We start from the raw sequence: 17,045 nt of genomic DNA, 5'->3' as shown, positions 1-17,045 counted from the left end.
GGTGGAAGGACAGTTGGGGCAGGCGTAGTAACAGAAATAATTGAGTGATGAGTAAGGCTTCGAAAATAAGAATAAAGCTTAAGTCTTTTGACTACAGGCTTCTTGATAATTCAACGGAAGAAATTGTCGATACCGCCAAGAGAACGGGTGCGAGAATAGCCGGCCCGGTTCCGCTTCCTACCAGTATAAACAGGTACTGCGTGCTGCGCGGTCCTCACGTGAACAAGAATTCAAGAGAGCATTTCGAAATAAGAACGCATAAAAGACTTGTAGACATACTTGAGCCTGCGCAGCAGACAATAGATGAACTTATGAAACTAAACCTTGCTTCGGGTGTGGAAGTAGAGATAAAACTAACGGGTTCGTAAAAAATGATTCAGGGAATTATAGGAACAAAAAAGGGAATGACCGAGTTTTTCAACGATGACATGATCAAGGTCATCACTACGGTAGTTGAAGCGGGCCCGTGCTTCGTGGTTTCGAAAAAAACCAAAGACTCAGACGGCTACGACGCTGTTCAGCTCGGTTTTGGAGAAGTAAAACCCCAGCGGCTCACGCGTCCCATGAAGGGACATTTCACAAAAGCCGGAGTGGACCCTACTGCGAAGCTTAAAGAATTTTCCGCCACGGTTGACGATTACGAGGTGGGGGACGTGGTAAAAGTTGACATTTTCAAGGTTGGAGATGTTCTAGACGTCACAGCTAAAAGCAAGGGAAAGGGATTCGCCGGGACCATAAAACGTTACAATTTCTCAAGGCAGCCAATGTCCCACGGCGGCATGGCCCACAGAAGACCCGGCTCCATAGGGCAGGCATCATCTCCGGCCAAGGTGTGGAAAGGGTTGAAAATGCCGGGGCGAATGGGTGGAAAGAATGTAACGGTTCAGGGCGTCAGGGTGGTCGATATAGATGTTGAGAGAAATCTTCTTTTCGTAAAGGGGTCGGTTCCGGGTCCGGTGGGAGGGACGCTTTTTCTCCGGCACACGTCAAAGGGGGCGAAAGATGCTTCAAGTTGACGTATATGACATCGCCAGGAAAAAGGTGGGAACAATGGAACTTCGCTCCGAAATATTTGAAGCTCCGGTAAAAAAGCACTTGCTCCACGAAGTAGTCAACTGGCAGCTTGCCAAAAAAAGGGCCGGAACCTCGTCCACCAAGACAAGAGCTGAAGTCCGAGGCGGCGGAGCAAAGCCATGGAAACAGAAACACACAGGACGTGCAAGGGCGGGGTCCAGGCGTTCCCCGATCTGGCGCAAGGGTGGAGTAGTTTTTGGACCGAAACCGAAAGATTGGTCTTACTCGATTCCGAAAAAGGTGAGAAAAGGGGCACTTGTTTCCGCTCTCTCAAGCCGTTTCGGCGAAGGTGCCATAGTTGTGCTCGACAGTTTTGAGCTTCCGGAGATAAAGACTAGGCAGGTGGCGAAATTCATGAAGGATTTTGAATTCTCCCAAGCTCTTGTGATTGTCAGTTCGGATAACGAGAATCTCCACAAGTCGGCAAGGAACATACCTGACGTAAAGGTGCTCAGGGACGACGGGCTTAACGTATACGATCTTCTCAGACACAAGAACATAGTCATGGTGCGGAGTTCGGTTGAAAAAATCCAGGAGAGACTATCATGAAAGATCCCCGTTCGATCATAAAACTTCCTGTGATTACCGAGAAAAGCACAGAAGCCAGAGAAGACGGCTGGTATGTTTTTTCCGTAGACAGAAGATGCAACAAAAAGGAGATACAGGATTCCGTCGAGAAGATTTTCGGGGTCAAGGTGGAGAAGGTGAGAACCCTTGTGCTTCCTGGAAAAAGAGTGAAAAGATTCGGCAGAGTTGTAGGAAAGAGGTCAGCGGTTAAAAAGGCTTACGTTAAGCTCAGAGAGGGAGAAATCAACCTGTTTGAGGGAGTTTGATCATGGGAGTAAAAAAATATAACCCCACATCTCCGGGAAGAAGGTTCATGTCCGGGTTTGACTTTGAGGAGATAACCTCAAAAAAGCCCCACAAGTCCCTTACGGTTTCTCTTAAGAAGAACTCAGGACGCAACTCGAATGGAAGGATTACCAACTTCAGAAAAGGCGGCGGCCACAAGAAACGCTACAGAATAATAGATTTCAAAAGAGACAAGCACGGCATACCTGCCAGAGTTGTCTCGCTGGAATATGATCCGTATCGCTCGGCTAGAATCGCTCTTCTGTCCTATGCTGACGGTGAAAAGAGATATATTATAGCCCCTGCCGGCCTTAAAGTGGGTGATGAACTAAATTCCGGACCCGGGGTGGAAGTTTCAAGTGGAAATGCTCTTCCCATAGAGAATATTCCCGTGGGTACGGTTATTCACAACATAGAAATGAGGCCCGGAGGCGGGGGAAAGCTGGTTCGTTCCGCAGGTTCGGCAGCGCAGATTGTCGCAAAAGATGGTAACTACGCCCAGATAAAACTCGCTTCTGGCGAAATAAGGCTGATTCATCTTCGGTGCATGGCTACTGTGGGAAGGATCGGAAACGCCGAGAACGAACTTATAGTCTGGGGGAAGGCGGGGAGGTCCCGTCACAAGGGCATAAGACCCACGGTTCGCGGGGTGGCGATGAATCCAGTTGATCATCCCCATGGCGGAGGAGAAGGCAAGGCGACCAAGGGAAACCCTCATCCTGTTTCTCCTTGGGGATGGATTACGATAGGAAAGAAGACGAGAAACAACAAGAGAATGGACAAATATATAGTTAAGCCGAGAAGGGTTGGCTACGGAATGGATTAATCGCGGGAGCTTCAGATGGCAAGATCAAGTAAAAAGGGACTGTATGTGCACGAAAAGCTTATGAAGAAAGTTGAGCAGGCACAAAGTTTCGGGAGTCAGAGAATTATCAGGACCTGGTCAAGAGCTTCAATGATAATACCCGAGATGATAGGAATGACTTTCGCGGTTCACAACGGAACGAGGTTTATTCCCGTATTTGTGTCCGAACAGATGGTAGGACATAAACTGGGCGAGTTTTCTCCCACGAGGACTTACCATGGTCATGCGGGTGATAGAAAAGCTAGAAAAAGATAGCAAAAACAGAGAGATAGCAGATGGTTTCTAAAGCAGTACATAAGCATGCCAGGGTGTCGCCGAAGAAGGCTAGGGTGGTTCTTGACCTCATAAGGGGAAAAAGCGTGGAGGAAGCTTCCTCGATTCTGCTTTCCGCCCGCAGGAGGGTCTCACCACTGCTCTCTAAGCTGCTTAAATCGGCTGTGGCCAACGCCTCTGAGAAAGGATACAGCGATATCGACTCCCTTTATGTAAAGGAAGTCTACGCAACGCAGGGTCCGACACTTAAGCGTTTCAGGGCCAGAGCGATGGGAAGGGCTTTTGCCCGTAAAACCAGGATGAGTCATATAACGATAGTACTTGAACAGAGGGGATTCTGAATTGGGACAGAAAATTAATCCTATAGGACTTCGTATTGGAATAACCAGGTCATGGGATTCCAAGTGGTTTGCCGAGAAACAGATGTACAGGACTCTGCTCAAAGAGGATATAGACATCCGCAACTACGTAAAGAAGACCTTTTATCAGGCAGCCATCTCGAACATTGAGATTGAAAGGGCCGCGGCGGACAAGGTGAGAATTCTAGTGTATGCGGCAAGGCCCGGGATCATCATAGGAAGAAAGGGTCAGGAGATAGAGCAACTGAAGAAAAAGCTCCAGCAGATGACCGGAAAAGGCATATTTCTTGACATAAGAGAAGTAAAGAGACCCGAAACCGATGCCCAGCTTGTTGCTGAGAACCTTGCCCTTCAGCTTGAAAGAAGGGTTGCATACAGAAGGGCCATGAAAAGGGTGCTTTCATCCTCCATCCGAGCCGGGGTTCTAGGAATAAAAGTCATGGTTGCCGGGCGTCTCGGCGGAGCCGAAATAGCGAGAAGGGAGTGGTACAGGGAGGGAAGAGTGCCCCTCGGTACGCTCCGTGCGGATCTTGACTACGGGGTTGCCGAAGCGTCAACCACCTACGGGGTGATAGGCGTAAAGGTCTGGATATTCAAAGGCGAGATAATACAGAAAAAGACTAAAGAGAGAGCAGGTGAAATTCCTGAGAGTGTAGATACTGATGCTTCAGCCTAAGAAGACAAAGTACAGAAAGCAGTTCAAGGGAAGAAACCGAGGAGCGGCGACCCGGGGAACGACGTTCGCCTTCGGCGACCTTGCGCTTCAGACGTTGGAAAACGGGACGATTACTTCAAGGCAGATAGAGGCCGCCCGTATTGCGATCACAAGGCACGTGAGAAGGGGAGCAAATCTCTGGATAAGGATATTTCCCTATAAACCCGTTACCAAGAAGCCTGCAGAGACCAGGATGGGAAAGGGAAAGGGGGATGTGGACAAGTATGTGGCGCCGGTAAAAAGAGGACAGTTTCTTTACGAAATATCAGGAGTAAGCGAAGAACTTGCACGCTCAGCCTTAAGGCTTGCTTCCTATAAGCTTCCTCTTAGAACCAGGATAGTGTCCAGAAGCGAGGAGGAGTTTGTCTGATGGCAACCAACGCGGAAGAACTAAGAAATCTAACGCCCGAAGAACTGAACAAGCGCCATCGTGATGCGAATGAAGAGCTTTTCAATGTCAGAATACAGGTCGCCACTGGACAGAACTCCAACAATGCGAGGGTAAAGCAGTTGAGAAGAGAGATTGCTAGGATACTTACCATAAAAAAACAGCGGGATACGGCTTCGGGGAGTTAATTCTATGGAAAGAGGAAAGTTAAAGACCAGAACGGGAATTGTGGTAGGTAACAAGATGGACAAGACCGCGGTCGTGGAAGTACAGCGGATCAAAAGTCACGGTCGGTATAAAAAGCAGATAAGAACCAGCAAGAGATTTAAGGTCCATGATGAGCGCAACGAGTGCAACATAGGAGATAAGGTCACAATAATAGAGTCAAGGCCCCACAGCAAAACCAAGAGGTGGAGGCTGGGCAAAGTGGTCAGTCAGGCCGCAGGTGCGTAGGACGTGGTTTTTGATTCTTCGGACTACGGGAGAAAAAAATGATTCAGTCAAGCACATATCTGGACTCGGCGGATAACACAGGGGCCAAAAGGCTTTTCTGCATAAAGGTCCTGGGAGGTTCCGGAAGAAAGTACGCGCGGCTTGGAGATGTTGTTGTGGTTTCGGTCAAGCAGGCCATTCCGAAGTCCAAAGTGGAGAAAGGTTCTGTTTACAAAGCCGTGATAGTCAGGGTGAGGAAGGAACAGAGAAGACCGGATGGTACGTATGTGCGCTTTGATAACAATGCCGCCGTCATAATAGACAAGGAAAACGAACCGATAGGTACGAGGGTTTTCGGACCGATCGCGCGTGAACTGAGGCTTAAGGGTTTTATGAAAATTATCTCGCTTGCTCCGGAGGTCGTTTGAACATGTCAGCTGGAAAGAGAAAGTTTCACATAAGGGCCGGGGATACGGTCTACGTGGTTGCGGGCAAGGAGAAAGGGAAGACCGGCAAGGTGCTTAGAATTGACAGAAACATCGAAAAGGCCTTTGTGGAGAAGCTCAATATCATAAAGAGACACAACCGTCCGACGCAGAAAAACCCCGCTGGCGGAATCATCGAGAAAGAGGCCGGAATCCATGTCTCGAATCTGATGCTGTACGATTCCGAGAGCAGTCGGCCGGTAAAAGTTGGGTATAGAACCGGCGAGGACGGTAAGAAAGTAAGGTACAACAGAAGGACTGGAAAGGAAATCTGAGAAAATGGTTCCGAGAATAAAGACCCTATATAAGAGCGAGGTCGTACCCGCACTGATTGAAAAATTTTCCTACGGAAACACTATGCAGGTTCCAAGGCTTGAGAAAATAGTAGTGAACATGGGACTTGGAAGACTTAGTGAAGCCGGGAGGCAGACAAAGGTAATAGACGAAGCCGTCTCGGAACTTGCGGGGATAACAGGACAAAGGCCGGTGGTTACCAAGGCGCGGAAATCAGTTGCGGGTTTCAAGCTCAGGGAAGGCCAGCCGATAGGCTGCATGGTTACGCTCCGGGGAGAGAGAATGTATGAGTTTTTCGACCGTTTAGTGAATCTCGCCCTTCCAAGAGTCAGGGATTTTAAGGGACTGTCGCCGCGGGCTTTTGACGGTTCCGGCAACTATACTCTGGGAATAAAGGAGCACCTGGTTTTTCCTGAAATAGATTACAGCAAGGTTCAGTACAACAAGGGAATGAATATTAGTCTGATTACTACTTCAAAAACCGATGCCGAGGCCATGGAACTTCTTTCCGGTCTCGGAGTGCCGTTTGCGAATAATTAGAAGAGAGGAATTATGGCCAGAAAAGCATTACTTGAGAAATCGAAGAGAAAGCCGAAGTTTCGCGTGCGTGCGGTTAACCGTTGCGTACTCTGCGGGAGGCCGAGAGGTTTTATGAGAAAATTCGGCATCTGCAGGGTCTGTTTCAGGGATCTTGCCAGCAAGGGACATCTTCCGGGCGTGAGAAAAGCGAGTTTTTAAGAAATATGTTGGAGAGAAAATGACGGATCCGATTGCAGATATGTTAACCAGAATAAGGAACGCCTTTATGGTGGGTCACAACCATGTCGAGATTCCCGGTTCGGTTATAAAAGGCGAGATTGCCAGGGTTCTTGCTGAGGAAGGCTACGTGGAGAGTTATAAAATTACTGAAGAAGGGGTAAAGAAAACCATAAGCATCAAGTTGAAGTACGGTCCTGACGGCAAGGCGGCAATAGATGAGATAAAGAGGATAAGCAAGCCATCAAGAAGGGTTTACGTTGGCAAAGATGATATTCCGAGGGTCAGGGGCGGAATGGGAATTTCAATACTTTCTACTTCAAGCGGAATAATGACGGGGGTTGCTGCAAGGAGCAAAAGGATAGGCGGGGAGATTCTCTGCACGGTGATCTGAGGACAGACGAATGTCAAGAATAGGAACAAAACCAGTGGTTATTCCCGACGGGGTAACGGCGACGCCCAGACAGGGGGCTATCGAAATCAAGGGGCCAAAGGGAAGCCTTGAGGTTACGGTGCCCGAGGGAATAAAAGCCGTACTTGAGAACGGAACCGTGGTTGTTTCCAGGCAAAGTGAGGAGAAAAGAATAAAGTCTTTTCAAGGTCTTACGCGAAGCCTTATTAACAATTCAGTAATAGGGGTGAGTGAAGGATTTACCAAGGTACTTCGCATAACCGGTACGGGTTACAAGGCGGATCTCTTGGGGAAAGCAGGACTCAGGTTTTCACTCGGTTACTCACACCCGGTTGATTTTTCACTTCCCCAGGGCGTAGAAGCGACCGTGGAGGAACGGGGCACCTTGCTCTCGCTTCATGGAATTGACAAGCAGCTCGTGGGAGAGACCGCGGCACGCATAAGGAAGATAAGACCACCCGATTCCTATAAGGGCAAGGGTGTTCGTTACGAAGGTGAGAAGTTGAAGCTTAAACCCGGAAAAGCTGGAGCGGCTACTAAGTAATGATAAAAAAGAAAAGCAGAAATCTGGCGCGTAAAAGAAGACACCTTGCTGTGAGGAAAAAGATAAACGGCACCGCGGAGATTCCCAGGGTTTCCGTTTTCCGCTCGGCAAGGCATATATACGCCCAACTAATAGATGATACCGCAGAAGTCACCCTTCTTCAGGCATCAACGATGTTTTCTGAGACGAAAAAGAGATTGTCTGCTGAGAACATGAAGAAAACCGAGGTTGCCAAAGAGGTTGGAAAGCATCTCGGGGAGATGGCTGTTCAGAAGGGCATAACCAAGGTGCGTTTCGACAGAGGGGGTTACGCTTACCACGGAAGGATAAAGTCGCTTGCCGACGGGATCCGCGAGGCGGGAGTGGAGTTTTAGGAGAAAAATTAAAGGAGGCTTTGGTTTTGGCAGAGGAGAGAATAAATCCGGCAGAACTTGAATTGCAAGAAAAAGTGGTTCACATAAGGAGGGTCGCTAAGGTGACCAAGGGTGGGAAAAGATTCCACTTTACTGTTCTTGCCGTGGTCGGAAACTCCGACGGAATTGTGGGAGCCGGACTGGGAAAATCGAATGAGGTTCCTGATGCCGTAAGAAAGGCGGTTGAAAAAGCAAAGAAAACTCTAATAAGGGTGCCGCGCAACGGTGCCACCATACCGCACGGAATTCACACGGAATATGTGTCAAGCAAGGTTATGCTCCTGCCTGCTGCCCCGGGTACGGGCGTTATAGCGGGTGGTGCAGTGCGAGCGGTGGTCGAACTTGCCGGCATACACGATGTTCTCTCGAAAGTTGTCGGATCAAGGAATCCGCTTAATGTTGTTATGGCGGTTGTAAAGGGACTCTCGGAACTGCAGGTTCCCGAAGAAATCGCGAAGACGAGGAACAAGGAGATAAAGGACCTCGATCTTCCCAATTACTATGATGCGGCGCAGTAGAACGCGCGCTTAACAGTGGAGTGCAAAAGGAAATGTTAAACGAACTTTCACCGGTTAAGGGATCTAAAACAAAAAGAAAAAGGGTAGGAAGAGGTGCGGGTTCCCAAGGGAAAACCAGCGGAAGAGGGCACAAGGGCCAAGGATCCCGTTCGGGGAAAGGGGTATCCAGATGGTTTGAAGGCGGTCAGACTCCACTCAAAATGAGAAGCCCGAAAAGGGGCTTTACGAACATATTCAAAAAACAGTACGACATAGTTAACTTGAAGGATCTTGAGCGTTTTGCGGATGCGGAGTCGGTTACGATCCAGACGCTTGCCGAGGCAGGAATAGTAAGCGGCAAGAAACCCGTAAAACTCCTGGCTACCGGCGAGATTGCCTCGGCGCTCTCCATAACGGTTAATGCCTGCAGTGAGGCGGCCGCGCGCAAGATAAACGACGCGGGAGGAAAAGTGGAGATAGTATGAGCAGTAATGTCGCGTCACTTCCCAGGATTCCGGAGCTTAACAGGAAGCTGCTTTTTACAGCCGCAATGCTCATTGTTTACAGGGCAGGGGTTTTCGTTCCGATTCCAGGAATCGATCCGGACCAGATTGCCAAGATGTTCGAGCAGACCCGCGGCACGATATTCGACATACTTAACATGTTTTCCGGGGGAGCACTTGAGCAGGCGTCAATTTTTGCCTTGGGGGTTATGCCCTACATTACCGCCTCAATCATCATGTCGCTTCTGGTAAAGGCCTTTCCTTCACTTGAAGCAATGCAGAAAGAAGGCGACGCCGGAAGGAGAAGAATAAATCAGTACACAAGGTACGGCACCGTTCTTATATGTCTCGTTCAGGGCTTTATGCTTGCGGTTACCCTTGAGCGCGGCGGGGTAGGAGCGGCCACTGTCGGAAGTGCCGTTACGGACCCCGGTCTGATGTTCAAGGTTACGGCAGTTCTCACGCTCACCGCGGGCGGACTTTTTGTTATGTGGCTTGGAGAGCAGATAACAGAGAATGGAATCGGAAACGGGGTATCTCTTCTTATCGCCGCATCGATAATCGCCAGTATTCCCGGGGCGTTCTGGAACCTCTCAAGGCTCGTTGGCACGGGCGAGATTACCGTTTTGGGGGTTTTGCTTATTTTTATTTTTCTAGGGTTTCTTATGGGCCTTATAGTTTACTTTGAGCGTTCCTACCGGAAAATACCGGTTCAGTACCCCAGAAGGGTCGTAGGGAGGAAGGTAATGGGAGGGCAGAGTTCCCATCTGCCTCTTAAAACCAATCCTTCGGGGGTCATTCCTCCGATCTTCGCTTCTTCGATCCTTATTTTCCCCGCTACGATTGTTACGTTTGCCGATGTTCCGGCTATTCGCACCTTCTCTGACCTTGTGTTTCAAAACGTGTTCGTATACAACCTGATCTTTGCAATACTCATAATATTCTTTGCCTTCTTCTATACTTCAATAATTTACGACCCGGACGATCTCTCGGATAACCTGAGGAAAAACGGCGGAAACATACCGGGAATAAGGCCGGGCAGAAAGACATCGGAGTACATAGGCAATGTGCTCGGAAAAATTACTTTTATAGGGGCTATATACGTGGCGGCGGTCTGCGTGTTGCCGGCGTTTCTTGAGAGAGAACCTTTTAATTTGCCGTTTTACTTCGGAGGCGTGTCACTTCTTATCGTAATAGGAGTAACACTTGATTTCATGCAGCAGATCGAATCTTTTCTGATAACTCACAGTTATGAAGGATTTATAAAGAAGAGGGGAATGAAGGAACCCCAGAGGTACAGATTCTGACGCAAGGGAGAATACCAAAGACTATGAGATTGATACTGTTTGGGCCGCCAGGGGCTGGAAAGGGAACGCAGGCTGATTTCATCAGGGAAAAATACGAGGTTGAGCATATATCGACTGGTGATGTGCTGCGTGAAGCCATGAAAAACGAGACTGAAGTTGGGCTTTACGCTAAGTCGTTCATGGACAAGGGAGAGCTTGTACCTGATGAAGTCGTGACGGAAATAATAAGACAGAAAATATCTGCGATCGGCGAGAGAGGTTTTATGCTTGACGGTTTTCCTAGAACTCTGGAGCAGGCAAGATCTCTTAACGGTATTCTCACTGATGCCGGAATCGGCATTGACGCAGTTATTTCTCTTGAGGTTCCCGACGAGGAAGTTGTGCAGCGAATAACCAAACGCCAGAAAATAGAGGGCAGGCGGGACGACACGGAGGATGTTATAAGGAACAGACTTAGAGTTTACAAGGATCAGACATCTCCTCTTAAGGATTTTTACGAAAAAACCGGCGTTCTGCGTGCAGTTGAGGGAATAGGACAGATATCGGATATCGCCGAGAGAATAGACGGTGTGCTGAAGCGGTTGCAATAATGATTCGCTTGAAGAACAGAGAAGAGCTTAAACGCATGAGGGCTGCTGGCAGGGTGGTTTCCGAAGTGCTTATGAGGCTTGAGGAAGAGGCAAAGGAAGGAGTGACCACCTGGGAGCTTAACGAGATTGCGGAAAGAATGTGCGCAACAGGAGGCTTTAAGCCTGCTTTTAAAGGTTACGCAAATTATCCAGCGTCGGTGTGCTTTGCCCTTAACGAAGAGATAGTGCACGGTATTCCCTCGAAGAAAAAGATGCTTAAGGACGGGGACATAGTAGGAATAGATTTCGGAGTACTGCTAGACGGTTATTACGCCGACTCGGCAATAACGGTTGCGGTCGGTGAAATCCGTCCTGTTGCCGAAAAACTGCTTCGGGTTACCAGGGATTCCCTCTATAGGGGCATAGACGTGGTGAAAAGTTCAAACAGAGTTCTGGATATATCAAAAGAGATACAGACCTATGTTGAAAATGAGGGTTTTTCTATAGTCAGAGATTTTGTCGGTCACGGAATAGGCAGGGAACTTCACGAGGAGCCGCAAGTGCCGAATTTTATTCCTCCGAATGGTAAGGGAGGAGGAATAAGACTTCGTTCTGGAATGGTCATGGCCATAGAACCTATGGTAAACGAGGGGTCGGAGAAAACGAAGATACTCGAAGACGGGTGGACGGCGGTTACTTATGATGGTAAACTTTCCGCTCATTTTGAGCATACTGTGGCCCTTACGGATAACGGCCCTGAAATTCTTACCGAAAGGATTCACTAGGAACGGGTGATGGAGAAAGAAGAGAAAATAGAGTTTGAAGGAACTATAACCAAAGCTTTGCCCAATGCGATGTTCATGGTCGAGATAGAGAACAATCACGAGGTGCTGGCTTATGTGTCCGGTAAAATGAGAACCAGATTCATAAGGATACTTCCTGGAGACAGGGTAAAACTTGAGATATCTCCCTACGATCTTACGAAGGGAAGGATTACCTACAGGCTCAAGAAGTGAAGACAGGGGCGAGAGCAAAGTGAAAACGAGGGCATCGGTAAAAAAAATATGCGACAAGTGCAAGATCATCAAGCGCAAGGGGGTCGTGCGGGTGATCTGTGTCAACAAAAGGCACAAGCAGAGACAAGGATAGCACTAAGGAGGATATGCCTTAATGCCTAGGATAGCAGGTGTTGATATACCGCTTAACAAAAGAGTAGAGGTAGGTCTTACGTATATCTACGGTATAGGTAGGGCGACTTCAAACGTTATACTCGATAAGGCCGGTATAGATGTAAACAAAAAGTCAGGGGATCTTGACGATCAGGAAGTAACAAAACTGCGGACGATAATTGAAGGCGAGTACACCGTTGAGGGAGATCTGAGAAAGGAGGTTCAGCTCAACATAAAGCGCCTAGTGGAGATAGGTTGCTACAGGGGTATTAGGCACAGGACAGGACTTCCGGTAAGGGGACAGAAAACCAAGTCGAACGCAAGAACCAGAAAGGGTCGCAGGGGTACAGCGATAGCGAAGAAGAAAAAAGCCGGCAAATAAGGGTTTTTCCAAATGAGCAGAAAATTCACAAAAAAGAAAACAAAGAAATTCGTTGAACATGGAGTGGTCAACATACAGGCTACTTTTAACAACACTATAGTCACAATCAGCGATATGAATGGAAACGTCATAGCTTGGTCAAGCGGTGGCAACAGGGGCTTTAAGGGCACTAGGAAGGGGACGCCGTTTGCGGCCCAGGTGGCGGCGGATGACGCATCGAAAAAGGCAAAGACCTTTGGGCTGAAGTCAGCTAATGTTTACGTGAGCGGTCCCGGTCCCGGAAGGGAGCCGGCGATAAGAGCCGTTCAGGCTGCCGGGGTGAAAGTGACGATGATAAAGGATGTCACCCCGATTCCCCATAATGGTTGCAGACCACCTGGAAGAAGAAGGGTATAGGCATTATGGGAGAGATCATGTTCACGTTGTTTTCGAGGAGGAAGAAGGTAATTGGCTAGGTATAGAGGACCGTCTTGCAAGCTTTGCAGAAGAGAGGGCGAACAGCTTTTTCTTAAGGGCGCTAGGTGTTATACGTCAAAATGTGCCATACAGAAAAGGCCTAACCGCGGACCTGGAGTTCACGGGGCCGCGATTGGCCGTTCCAAGTTCTCCGACTACGGAATAAGATTGAGGGAAAAACAAAAGGTTAAGCGTATATACGGGTTGACCGAAAAGCAGTTCAGCCGTTATTTTGCCGAGGCTGCGAGGAGAAGCGGAGTGACTGGCGCAATGCTCATACTGCTTCTTGAGAGAAGGCTTGACAATGTGGTGTACCGTCTCGGGTTTGCGAGTTCTCGCAACGAGGCCAGACACTTAGTCTGGCTTGGACATGTTCTCGTGGACGGCAAGAGAGTCAACATTCCCTCTTTCAGCGTTGAGCAAGGAAACAAAATAGAAATCAAGACAAAAACCAGAAGTAACCCGCACGTTAACCAGTCTCTTGAAGGTCTTGAGAGAAGGGGTTTCCCCCAGTGGCTCGAGCTTGACAGGGAAAATTACAGCGGAGTTGTAACCAAACTTCCCGAGAGAGAGGACGTGACGGTTCCCATAGATGAACAGTTGATCGTTGAGTTTTACTCAAGAGTCTAGAAAAGCCTGGCACACACGGAGGTGTGAAACTTGGAGAATTTTCAGAAAAACTGGAGAGATTTGCAATACCCCAAAGCGCTTGAAAAAGACGAGCAGGTATCAACTCCTTTCTACAGCAAATTTATCTGCGAGCCTCTTGAACCGGGCTACGGTATTACTCTTGGTAATGCGCTTAGAAGGGTCCTCCTGTCCTCGATACAGGGTCCTGCTATTACCGCTGTCAAGATAGACAAAGTACGGCACGAGTTTTCTACCATACCGGGAGTTATGGAAGATGTTACTGAGATCATACTGAACCTTAAGAACGTGGATCTCAAAATGCATACTTACGATCCGCAGACAGTAATTCTGAAAGCGGAGGGCCCGGCAGAAGTCAAGGCGTCCGACATAGAAACGACCCACATGGTGGAAGTGGTTAACGGCGAACAGCACATAGCGACCTTGGGAGATGACGCGAAGCTTGAAATGGAACTGACAGTGAAGATGGGAAGCGGTTACGAGCCAGTATCGAGAAGAGAGACTGAGAAGTCAATAGGCCTGATACATGTTGATGCGTTCTTCTCGCCCGTCAAAAAAGTTAATTACTCAGTTACCAACGCCAGGGTAAGGCAGAGGACCGATTATCAGAAACTGACCGTTGAAATATGGACAAACGGTACGATTCTTCCCGAAGAGGCGCTTGCTTACAGTGCAAAAATTATTAAGCAGCAGCTAAACGTCTTCATTGATTTTGATGAGGAACTCGTGGACAAGGTGGAAGAGGAAGAGTCCATGGGTATAAGTGGGACCGACGACAAGCTTTTTTTCCCTATAGAGGACGTGGAACTTTCGGTGAGATCTATAAACTGTCTTAAAAAGGCGGAAATAAAATATATTGGAGAAGTGGTTCAGAAGACAGAACAACAACTTCTTGATCTTGAGAATTTCGGAAAAACTTCCCTTGAAGAGGTGAACGCTAGACTTAAGGAAATGGGTCTGAGTCTTGGGATGGTTATAGACACCGAGGTCTTTGAAGACGAAAAGCAAAAGCGGAGTTCTGAGAATTCCGGAGAGTGATCGGGGTTCGGGTCCGTATACGGTGGAAAGATGAGACACAGAAAATCGGGAAGAAAACTGGGAGTTACTACAAAACACAGAAAGGCCATGTTCCGCAACATGGCTACGGACCTTTTGCGTAACGGAAGGATAAATACAACTGACACAAGGGCCAAGGAAATAAGAAGGGTTGTGGAGAAGCTCGTAACTTTGGGTAAAAACGGCAGTCTTCACGCGAGAAGAAAGGCTCTGGGATATATAAGGGATCGTGCAGTTGTGGAAAAACTTTTCTCCGAACTTGCCCAGAGGTATATGGAGCGTCCCGGTGGCTATACGAGGATTGTGAAGCTTGGTTACAGAAGGGGAGATAATGCCCCCATTTCTCTTGTTGAACTCGTGACCGAGGAGTACAAGGCCAAGAGAAAAAGACGGAAAGCAAAACCCAAGGCTGAAACCAAGAGTGCGCCGAAGAAAAGTTCGAAGAAGAAATCCGCAGAAGAACTTGGTCTGGTTGAGCAACAAGAAACCGCCGAGGGACAGGTGGACGAACAGGGTGAAGCCGAGATGACAGAAGCGGAGTCCCAAGAACCCAAAGAGCAATCCGGTTCTTCCGAAAAGACTGAGGATTAATTCCTTCTTTTTTCCCCGTACATACCTGGCGGGTTTTTTCCGTCTTCCCTATTATTTATAATAGACCTGATGAAAAGAGTCGGGTTTATACTTGATGCAAGATCAATTGAAGAACTCAAGGATCTAGCTGTTGCTGCGGAGAAAGCGAATTTCCACTCTGTCTGGGCTACGGAACTTTACAGGACCCCTTTTCAGCAGCTCTCTGCAATTGCTCCAGTCACCTCTGAAATAAAGCTCGGCACCGCAGTTGCTCTTGCCTTTGTGAGAAGCCCGCTGGTTACTTCCATTACTTCTCTTGATCTTGACGAAATTAGTTCGGGGAGGTTGATACTGGGTCTTGGTACCGGGGCAAAGAGAACGAACGAGAATTTCCACGGTGTTTTCTATGGAGACAGGCCGGTTGCGAGGATAAGGGAATGCGTTGGGTTAATAAGGGAAATTCTGTCCGAGGCTCATACAGGCAATGATATTGTTTTCGAAGGGCAGTTCTACAGAGTAAACACAAGGGGTTACAAAAGGGCTTTTGAACCTATCAGACAAAACATACCTATATTCGTGGCCGGTATAGGAAGCAACATGGTTGGTGCTGCTGCCGAAATCGCGGACGGTTACATGGGACATGTAGTCTGTTCGCTTGAATATATAAAAAGGGTAGTTTCACCTTCGCTTGAAGAAAGGCTTGAGAAAAGTGGAAAAAACGGAGATTTTACGAAATGCTCGATTATTACCTGTGCCGTTTCCCATGACTGGGAGAGGGCGAGAGAAGCCGCTCGGGCGACCATAGCCTTTTACGCTACGGTAAAAGCCTATGATCCTCCTTTCAGGCTTCACGGTTTTACGGATGAGGTTAAAGGGATAAGGGATGCTTTTCGTAGAAAAGATATCCGTGCGATGATAAAAGGTGTCAGTGATGAAATGGTTGAAGCGTTTGCCGTTGTGGGGGATGCGGAACATTGCAGGGAGAGAGTGGAGGAGTACAGGAAATATATAGACCTTCCTGTACTCAGTGCCCCTCATTATTTTCTTGACTTCAGGGAGGTAAGGGAGTACCAGGAGCGATTGATCGAGGCCTTTGCCTCGTGAGACCCGGGTTTTTTAGCTAGGAAAATGAAAATACTTGTTTCAGGATCGACCGGAACCGTGGGAACCCATCTTCTTAATTCCATTCCCTCGGATTCCTATGAGGTCTGGCGTCTTGTAAGGTCGCAGGTGGAAGGAGAGAATCTGATTTTCTGGAATCCAAAGGAGGGCTATATCGAAGATCCATCTTTGCTTGAGGGTTTTGACGCAGTTGTTCATCTCTCAGGGGAGAATATAGTGTGCAGATGGACTGAAGAGAAAAAGAATTCGATACGGCAGAGCAGGGTGCACAGTACCCGGTACTTGGTGAGTCTTTTCTCTGCGCTTCAACATCCTCCCAAAACCCTTATCTGTGCTTCGGCAATCGGTTACTATGGGGACAGGGGGGAAGAAGGACTTACTGAGCGTTCCGTGGCTGGCTCTGGGTTTCTTCCTGATGTTTGCTGCGAATGGGAGAATGAGGCTCAAAGGGCCTCTGACCTTGGAGCAAGAGTCATAAACCTGCGCTTAGGCGTCGTACTAAGTCCCCAAGGAGGCATATTGAGTTCTTTGCTGCCTCTTTTTAAAATGGGTCTGGGGGGAGTTATTGGAAGTGGCGATCAGTACCTAAGCTGGATATCGATAGAAGACCTTTCGCGGATAATTATTTATCTGCTGGAGCGGGGAGAGGTAACCGGTCCCGTTAATGTGGTATCTCCAAATCCGGTGACTAACAGGCAGTTTACCGCCACGCTTGCGTCAGTTCTACGAAGACCCGCATGGTTTTCAACTCCCGCATTTGCCGTAAGGCTTTTGTTCGGAGAGATGGGCCGCTCCACGATGCTTGCTGGCTGCAAGGTTTTTCCTGAGAAACTTCTTTCCTCCGGTTACGAGTTTTTGCACGAAGATCTGGGTTGCGCACTTGAGGATGTTGTTCTGAGATAAA

General features: G+C 48.3%; 32 protein-coding genes. All 32 read left to right on the top strand.

All coding sequences use genetic code 11. The features are described 5' to 3' along the window. Positions 1-47: 47 nt before the first annotated feature. The 32 genes from rpsJ (at position 48) to OXG75_05335 (ending at position 17,044) form a co-directional block, all read left to right on the top strand. The gene (rpsJ, locus tag OXG75_05490) at positions 48-368 is read left to right on the top strand and encodes a 30S ribosomal protein S10 (GenBank protein ID MCY3625426.1); all 321 of its coding nucleotides are present in this window, start codon (positions 48-50) and stop codon (positions 366-368) included. Positions 369-371: 3 nt separating this feature from the next. Then, the gene (gene rplC, locus OXG75_05485; protein ID MCY3625425.1) at positions 372-1,016 is read left to right on the top strand and encodes a 50S ribosomal protein L3; all 645 of its coding nucleotides are present in this window, start codon (positions 372-374) and stop codon (positions 1,014-1,016) included. After that, the gene (gene rplD / locus OXG75_05480) at positions 1,003-1,623 is read left to right on the top strand and encodes a 50S ribosomal protein L4 (GenBank protein ID MCY3625424.1); all 621 of its coding nucleotides are present in this window, start codon (positions 1,003-1,005) and stop codon (positions 1,621-1,623) included. Before rplC ends, rplD begins: the two co-directional genes overlap by 14 nt. Next, positions 1,620-1,907, top strand: coding sequence for a 50S ribosomal protein L23 (rplW, locus tag OXG75_05475; protein MCY3625423.1), 288 nt, complete (start codon positions 1,620-1,622; stop codon positions 1,905-1,907). The genes rplD and rplW overlap by 4 nt, the downstream gene beginning before the upstream one ends. 2 nt (positions 1,908-1,909) lie before the next feature. Then, positions 1,910-2,752: a 50S ribosomal protein L2 gene (rplB, locus tag OXG75_05470; GenBank protein MCY3625422.1), complete on the top strand. Its 843-nt coding sequence runs from the start codon at positions 1,910-1,912 to the stop codon at positions 2,750-2,752. 15 nt (positions 2,753-2,767) lie between these two features. Beyond that, complete coding sequence (gene rpsS, locus OXG75_05465; protein ID MCY3625421.1) at positions 2,768-3,046, top strand: 30S ribosomal protein S19; 279 nt, start codon at positions 2,768-2,770, stop codon at positions 3,044-3,046. 20 nt (positions 3,047-3,066) lie between these two features. Further along, entirely contained in the window at positions 3,067-3,405 is a 339-nt protein-coding gene (rplV, locus tag OXG75_05460) for a 50S ribosomal protein L22 (protein ID MCY3625420.1), read from the top strand. A 1-nt stretch (position 3,406) separates the two neighbouring features. Beyond that, complete coding sequence (gene rpsC, locus OXG75_05455; GenBank protein MCY3625419.1) at positions 3,407-4,099, top strand: 30S ribosomal protein S3; 693 nt, start codon at positions 3,407-3,409, stop codon at positions 4,097-4,099. Next, on the top strand, positions 4,086-4,508 hold the full coding sequence (rplP, locus tag OXG75_05450) for a 50S ribosomal protein L16 (protein ID MCY3625418.1): 423 nt from the start codon (positions 4,086-4,088) through the stop codon (positions 4,506-4,508). Before rpsC ends, rplP begins: the two co-directional genes overlap by 14 nt. Continuing rightward, positions 4,508-4,714, top strand: coding sequence for a 50S ribosomal protein L29 (rpmC, locus tag OXG75_05445; GenBank protein MCY3625417.1), 207 nt, complete (start codon positions 4,508-4,510; stop codon positions 4,712-4,714). Before rplP ends, rpmC begins: the two co-directional genes overlap by 1 nt. Positions 4,715-4,718: 4 nt before the next feature. After that, a complete protein-coding gene (gene rpsQ / locus OXG75_05440) occupies positions 4,719-4,979 on the top strand; it encodes a 30S ribosomal protein S17 (protein MCY3625416.1) in 261 nt (86 codons plus the stop codon). A gap of 38 nt (positions 4,980-5,017) precedes the next feature. Beyond that, a complete protein-coding gene (rplN, locus tag OXG75_05435; protein ID MCY3625415.1) occupies positions 5,018-5,386 on the top strand; it encodes a 50S ribosomal protein L14 in 369 nt (122 codons plus the stop codon). Between the two features lie 2 nt (positions 5,387-5,388). Then, entirely contained in the window at positions 5,389-5,718 is a 330-nt protein-coding gene (gene rplX / locus OXG75_05430; protein ID MCY3625414.1) for a 50S ribosomal protein L24, read from the top strand. 4 nt (positions 5,719-5,722) lie between these two features. Continuing rightward, a complete protein-coding gene (gene rplE, locus OXG75_05425; GenBank protein ID MCY3625413.1) occupies positions 5,723-6,277 on the top strand; it encodes a 50S ribosomal protein L5 in 555 nt (184 codons plus the stop codon). 12 nt (positions 6,278-6,289) lie between these two features. Beyond that, a complete protein-coding gene (locus OXG75_05420; GenBank protein ID MCY3625412.1) occupies positions 6,290-6,475 on the top strand; it encodes a type Z 30S ribosomal protein S14 in 186 nt (61 codons plus the stop codon). A gap of 19 nt (positions 6,476-6,494) precedes the next feature. Beyond that, positions 6,495-6,887: a 30S ribosomal protein S8 gene (gene rpsH / locus OXG75_05415; protein ID MCY3625411.1), complete on the top strand. Its 393-nt coding sequence runs from the start codon at positions 6,495-6,497 to the stop codon at positions 6,885-6,887. A gap of 10 nt (positions 6,888-6,897) precedes the next feature. Continuing rightward, positions 6,898-7,449: a 50S ribosomal protein L6 gene (gene rplF / locus OXG75_05410; GenBank protein MCY3625410.1), complete on the top strand. Its 552-nt coding sequence runs from the start codon at positions 6,898-6,900 to the stop codon at positions 7,447-7,449. Continuing rightward, positions 7,449-7,823: a 50S ribosomal protein L18 gene (rplR, locus tag OXG75_05405; protein MCY3625409.1), complete on the top strand. Its 375-nt coding sequence runs from the start codon at positions 7,449-7,451 to the stop codon at positions 7,821-7,823. Before rplF ends, rplR begins: the two co-directional genes overlap by 1 nt. Before the next feature lie 26 nt (positions 7,824-7,849). Further along, positions 7,850-8,380, top strand: coding sequence for a 30S ribosomal protein S5 (gene rpsE, locus OXG75_05400; GenBank protein MCY3625408.1), 531 nt, complete (start codon positions 7,850-7,852; stop codon positions 8,378-8,380). A 32-nt stretch (positions 8,381-8,412) separates the two neighbouring features. Further along, positions 8,413-8,844: a 50S ribosomal protein L15 gene (gene rplO, locus OXG75_05395; protein ID MCY3625407.1), complete on the top strand. Its 432-nt coding sequence runs from the start codon at positions 8,413-8,415 to the stop codon at positions 8,842-8,844. Beyond that, the gene (gene secY, locus OXG75_05390; protein MCY3625406.1) at positions 8,841-10,169 is read left to right on the top strand and encodes a preprotein translocase subunit SecY; all 1,329 of its coding nucleotides are present in this window, start codon (positions 8,841-8,843) and stop codon (positions 10,167-10,169) included. The genes rplO and secY overlap by 4 nt, the downstream gene beginning before the upstream one ends. Positions 10,170-10,192: 23 nt before the next feature. Continuing rightward, the gene (locus OXG75_05385; GenBank protein MCY3625405.1) at positions 10,193-10,759 is read left to right on the top strand and encodes an adenylate kinase; all 567 of its coding nucleotides are present in this window, start codon (positions 10,193-10,195) and stop codon (positions 10,757-10,759) included. Continuing rightward, the gene (gene map, locus OXG75_05380; protein ID MCY3625404.1) at positions 10,759-11,523 is read left to right on the top strand and encodes a type I methionyl aminopeptidase; all 765 of its coding nucleotides are present in this window, start codon (positions 10,759-10,761) and stop codon (positions 11,521-11,523) included. The genes OXG75_05385 and map overlap by 1 nt, the downstream gene beginning before the upstream one ends. 9 nt (positions 11,524-11,532) lie before the next feature. Then, the gene (infA, locus tag OXG75_05375) at positions 11,533-11,754 is read left to right on the top strand and encodes a translation initiation factor IF-1 (GenBank protein MCY3625403.1); all 222 of its coding nucleotides are present in this window, start codon (positions 11,533-11,535) and stop codon (positions 11,752-11,754) included. A 19-nt stretch (positions 11,755-11,773) separates the two neighbouring features. Continuing rightward, positions 11,774-11,887 (top strand): 50S ribosomal protein L36, encoded by a 114-nt coding sequence (rpmJ, locus tag OXG75_05370; GenBank protein MCY3625402.1) that lies wholly within the window; start codon positions 11,774-11,776, stop codon positions 11,885-11,887. Positions 11,888-11,908: 21 nt separating this feature from the next. Then, complete coding sequence (gene rpsM, locus OXG75_05365; GenBank protein MCY3625401.1) at positions 11,909-12,289, top strand: 30S ribosomal protein S13; 381 nt, start codon at positions 11,909-11,911, stop codon at positions 12,287-12,289. Between the two features lie 12 nt (positions 12,290-12,301). Continuing rightward, positions 12,302-12,685, top strand: a complete 384-nt coding sequence (gene rpsK, locus OXG75_05360; protein ID MCY3625400.1) for a 30S ribosomal protein S11 — start codon at positions 12,302-12,304, stop codon at positions 12,683-12,685. A gap of 51 nt (positions 12,686-12,736) precedes the next feature. Continuing rightward, entirely contained in the window at positions 12,737-13,375 is a 639-nt protein-coding gene (gene rpsD / locus OXG75_05355) for a 30S ribosomal protein S4 (protein ID MCY3625399.1), read from the top strand. Between the two features lie 30 nt (positions 13,376-13,405). After that, entirely contained in the window at positions 13,406-14,431 is a 1,026-nt protein-coding gene (locus tag OXG75_05350) for a DNA-directed RNA polymerase subunit alpha (protein ID MCY3625398.1), read from the top strand. Positions 14,432-14,461: 30 nt separating this feature from the next. Then, on the top strand, positions 14,462-15,040 hold the full coding sequence (gene rplQ, locus OXG75_05345; GenBank protein ID MCY3625397.1) for a 50S ribosomal protein L17: 579 nt from the start codon (positions 14,462-14,464) through the stop codon (positions 15,038-15,040). 69 nt (positions 15,041-15,109) lie between these two features. Continuing rightward, positions 15,110-16,123 carry an LLM class flavin-dependent oxidoreductase gene (locus OXG75_05340; protein MCY3625396.1) on the top strand — a complete coding sequence of 338 codons (1,014 nt, stop codon included), beginning with the start codon at positions 15,110-15,112 and terminating at the stop codon, positions 16,121-16,123. Positions 16,124-16,147: 24 nt separating this feature from the next. Beyond that, positions 16,148-17,044 (top strand): TIGR01777 family oxidoreductase, encoded by an 897-nt coding sequence (locus OXG75_05335; GenBank protein ID MCY3625395.1) that lies wholly within the window; start codon positions 16,148-16,150, stop codon positions 17,042-17,044. The last annotated feature ends 1 nt before the right edge of the window (position 17,045 follow it).

It is taken from the genome of Candidatus Dadabacteria bacterium (assembly GCA_026705445.1).
Classification (GTDB): domain Bacteria; phylum Desulfobacterota_D; class UBA1144; order Nemesobacterales; family Nemesobacteraceae; genus Nemesobacter.
Note: the sequence above shows the minus strand (reverse complement) of the source record. Positions and strands in the feature narration are given on the sequence as shown.

Coding starts and splice junctions, on each gene's coding strand:
- rplQ (MCY3625397.1), top strand. CDS start 14,462: ATGAGACACAGAAAATCGGGAAGAAAACTGGGAGTTACTACAAAACAC.
- rpsQ (MCY3625416.1), top strand. CDS start 4,719: ATGGAAAGAGGAAAGTTAAAGACCAGAACGGGAATTGTGGTAGGTAAC.
- rpmC (MCY3625417.1), top strand. CDS start 4,508: ATGGCAACCAACGCGGAAGAACTAAGAAATCTAACGCCCGAAGAACTG.
- rplF (MCY3625410.1), top strand. CDS start 6,898: ATGTCAAGAATAGGAACAAAACCAGTGGTTATTCCCGACGGGGTAACG.
- map (MCY3625404.1), top strand. CDS start 10,759: ATGATTCGCTTGAAGAACAGAGAAGAGCTTAAACGCATGAGGGCTGCT.
- rplX (MCY3625414.1), top strand. CDS start 5,389: ATGTCAGCTGGAAAGAGAAAGTTTCACATAAGGGCCGGGGATACGGTC.
- infA (MCY3625403.1), top strand. CDS start 11,533: ATGGAGAAAGAAGAGAAAATAGAGTTTGAAGGAACTATAACCAAAGCT.
- rplE (MCY3625413.1), top strand. CDS start 5,723: ATGGTTCCGAGAATAAAGACCCTATATAAGAGCGAGGTCGTACCCGCA.
- rplN (MCY3625415.1), top strand. CDS start 5,018: ATGATTCAGTCAAGCACATATCTGGACTCGGCGGATAACACAGGGGCC.
- rplV (MCY3625420.1), top strand. CDS start 3,067: ATGGTTTCTAAAGCAGTACATAAGCATGCCAGGGTGTCGCCGAAGAAG.
- OXG75_05340 (MCY3625396.1), top strand. CDS start 15,110: ATGAAAAGAGTCGGGTTTATACTTGATGCAAGATCAATTGAAGAACTC.
- OXG75_05385 (MCY3625405.1), top strand. CDS start 10,193: ATGAGATTGATACTGTTTGGGCCGCCAGGGGCTGGAAAGGGAACGCAG.
- rpsH (MCY3625411.1), top strand. CDS start 6,495: ATGACGGATCCGATTGCAGATATGTTAACCAGAATAAGGAACGCCTTT.
- rpsM (MCY3625401.1), top strand. CDS start 11,909: ATGCCTAGGATAGCAGGTGTTGATATACCGCTTAACAAAAGAGTAGAG.
- rplP (MCY3625418.1), top strand. CDS start 4,086: ATGCTTCAGCCTAAGAAGACAAAGTACAGAAAGCAGTTCAAGGGAAGA.
- rpsK (MCY3625400.1), top strand. CDS start 12,302: ATGAGCAGAAAATTCACAAAAAAGAAAACAAAGAAATTCGTTGAACAT.
- rplO (MCY3625407.1), top strand. CDS start 8,413: ATGTTAAACGAACTTTCACCGGTTAAGGGATCTAAAACAAAAAGAAAA.
- rpsS (MCY3625421.1), top strand. CDS start 2,768: ATGGCAAGATCAAGTAAAAAGGGACTGTATGTGCACGAAAAGCTTATG.
- rpsJ (MCY3625426.1), top strand. CDS start 48: ATGAGTAAGGCTTCGAAAATAAGAATAAAGCTTAAGTCTTTTGACTAC.
- OXG75_05335 (MCY3625395.1), top strand. CDS start 16,148: ATGAAAATACTTGTTTCAGGATCGACCGGAACCGTGGGAACCCATCTT.
- rplW (MCY3625423.1), top strand. CDS start 1,620: ATGAAAGATCCCCGTTCGATCATAAAACTTCCTGTGATTACCGAGAAA.
- rplR (MCY3625409.1), top strand. CDS start 7,449: ATGATAAAAAAGAAAAGCAGAAATCTGGCGCGTAAAAGAAGACACCTT.
- secY (MCY3625406.1), top strand. CDS start 8,841: ATGAGCAGTAATGTCGCGTCACTTCCCAGGATTCCGGAGCTTAACAGG.
- rplC (MCY3625425.1), top strand. CDS start 372: ATGATTCAGGGAATTATAGGAACAAAAAAGGGAATGACCGAGTTTTTC.
- rplB (MCY3625422.1), top strand. CDS start 1,910: ATGGGAGTAAAAAAATATAACCCCACATCTCCGGGAAGAAGGTTCATG.
- rplD (MCY3625424.1), top strand. CDS start 1,003: ATGCTTCAAGTTGACGTATATGACATCGCCAGGAAAAAGGTGGGAACA.
- OXG75_05420 (MCY3625412.1), top strand. CDS start 6,290: ATGGCCAGAAAAGCATTACTTGAGAAATCGAAGAGAAAGCCGAAGTTT.